This window comes from Haloferax gibbonsii ATCC 33959 (assembly GCF_000336775.1).
Taxonomy (GTDB): Archaea; Halobacteriota; Halobacteria; order Halobacteriales; family Haloferacaceae; genus Haloferax; species Haloferax gibbonsii.
In genome coordinates this window covers 1-1,910 of sequence record NZ_AOLJ01000023.1, presented here as the reverse complement: position 1 = coordinate 1,910, position 1,910 = coordinate 1, and the positions used below count along the sequence as shown (strand labels likewise).

The 1,910-nt window shown below is 65.3% G+C and carries 2 protein-coding genes; one reads left to right on the top strand and one right to left on the bottom strand.

The genetic code is table 11. The annotated features are described in order from the left end of the window. Window positions 1-187 (top strand): nonhistone chromosomal protein (locus C454_RS15300; protein WP_004977094.1); only part of this gene is annotated, 187 nt, incomplete at its 5' end. 81 nt (window positions 188-268) lie between these two features. Here the strand turns inward: C454_RS15300 and C454_RS15295 are convergent. Beyond that, window positions 269-1,606 carry a permease gene (locus tag C454_RS15295; protein ID WP_004977093.1) on the bottom strand — a complete coding sequence of 446 codons (1,338 nt, stop codon included), beginning with the start codon at window positions 1,604-1,606 and terminating at the stop codon, window positions 269-271. Window positions 1,607-1,910 lie beyond the last annotated feature (304 nt).

The following is a 1,910-nucleotide window of genomic DNA, read 5'->3' as shown; positions in this document are numbered from 1 at the left end:
CCCCGCCCCGAGCCCCGACGACATCGACGGGAAAGCGACGCTCAGGCTCCGCGAGCGCGGGACCGACCGGGTCCACGTCTACGAGGGGTGGGCGTGGACCGAGGAGAAAGGCGACGACGACCCCGAGTGGATGGACGACTACGTCACCCGAGCGAACGTCTCGAAGCAGGGTATCGAGCACCGATAGACGTTAACCGGGGATTCGGCCGGTCTGGAGAACCCCGACTTCGTTTTTTGCGGTTCGTGGGTTACGTGTCGAGTCGGCGGCTCAGCCGCCGGCGTTCGCCGCCTCACCGTGGCCGCCGCGGCCCTCGTCGCCGACCGACCCCGAGCGGTGGAGCCAGTAGAGGACGCCGAACAGGCCGGTGGCGAACACGTTCAACGCGAGTTTGTAGTCCGCCTCGATGCTCACTTCGGCGATTTGGACGCTCTCAGGCGACGGGATGAGCCCCGCGCCGAGGAAGACGAAGTGGACGACCACGCCCGTCAGGACCGCCGCGACGAATATCATCCCCGAGAGAATCGCCGCGAATTTCGTCCCGTAGTACTCGCGGTAGGCGTCCATGATGGGCGGGACGATGAGGTCCGCGTAGATGTAGCTCAGGACGCTCCCGAACGGCAGGCCGTTCGAGAACAGGACCGCCCCGAACGGGACGTTCCCCACCGAGCAGACGAAGGTGGCGACGCCGATGACGGCCCCGAGGACCGCGGTCCAAAACACGTACACGGGAACGCCGAACGTCGGTCCCGAGAACACCGAGGTCCACACCGACTCGGGGATGAACCCGGCGATGAGGCCGGCGAAGACGAACCCGATGGCGATTTCGTCCCAGAGCATCCCCCACTCCTTCCACTGCTTGTCGGCGAGCGCCTTCCACCCCGACAGCGACGTCGCCTGTTCGCGGACCGTCGTGTTGGCCTCCTCGGGGTCGAAGCTCTCCTTGCACGACTCCGAGCAGAAGTAGAACGTCCGCCCGTCGTGTTCGACCGAGTACTCGGTCTCGTCGGGGTCGACTTCCATCCCGCAGACCGGGTCGCGGACGGTCTCCGAACCCTCGTCTTGGACGTTCTGTCGGGCCTGTTCGACCACCTCGTCGGGCACGAGGTAGACGAAGCCGAACGCCATCAGCCCGATGAGGATGAACCCGCCGAGGATGTCGGCCACGAGGAACTGCCAGCCGAGCAGAATCCAGATGACCGCGCCGATTTCGATGACGAGGTTGGTCGAGGCGAACATGAACGCGCCGAGGGTCGCCGCCGCCGACCCGCCCTTCTTGAACAGGTTCTTCGCGGTGGCGATGGCGCTGTAGGAACACGACGAGGAGACGAAGCCGAACAGCGAGCCGTAGCCGATTTCTCTCGGACCGTGGCCCTCCAGAAGCTCCGAGACCTCCTCGCCCGAGGTCCACGCCTCCACGCCGCCGGCGATTGCGAAGCCGACGACGAGCGCCCACCACGTCACCCACGCCATGGCCGCGGTCGTCGAAAGCGCCTCTCGGGCGCTCTCGACGAGGAACGTCCCCAGCGGCTCCGTGGTCGTGAACACGCCGATGCCGACCGTCGCGAGTGCGATGACCGTGAGTATCGCGTATTCGGTCCGGTCCATGTGGTCGGATATGAGGGGAGCCGTACCTAACTGGATTGTGCCTAGGAGAATCGGGGTTTCGGCGCGGCGCGAGTTTGGGTTGTGAAGTCGAGTCCGCCGTCGATTTTGGAGCGGAAAGCCGAGCGCCGGTGCGACGACTCCGACGACTGCTCGGAAGGTGCGTGATGCGTGCGACGGCGGGCGATTCTCTTGACCCAGAAGATTGTGAACCGCAGTCGCTCACTCCCTTCGCTCCTTGGTTCAACTCCTTCGGCCCAGATTCCGCTCGTCACCAAGTTCCTCGCAAAATCATGGGCGCTGCAGG

Coding starts and splice junctions, on each gene's coding strand:
- C454_RS15295 (WP_004977093.1), bottom strand. CDS start 1,606: ATGGACCGGACCGAATACGCGATACTCACGGTCATCGCACTCGCGACG.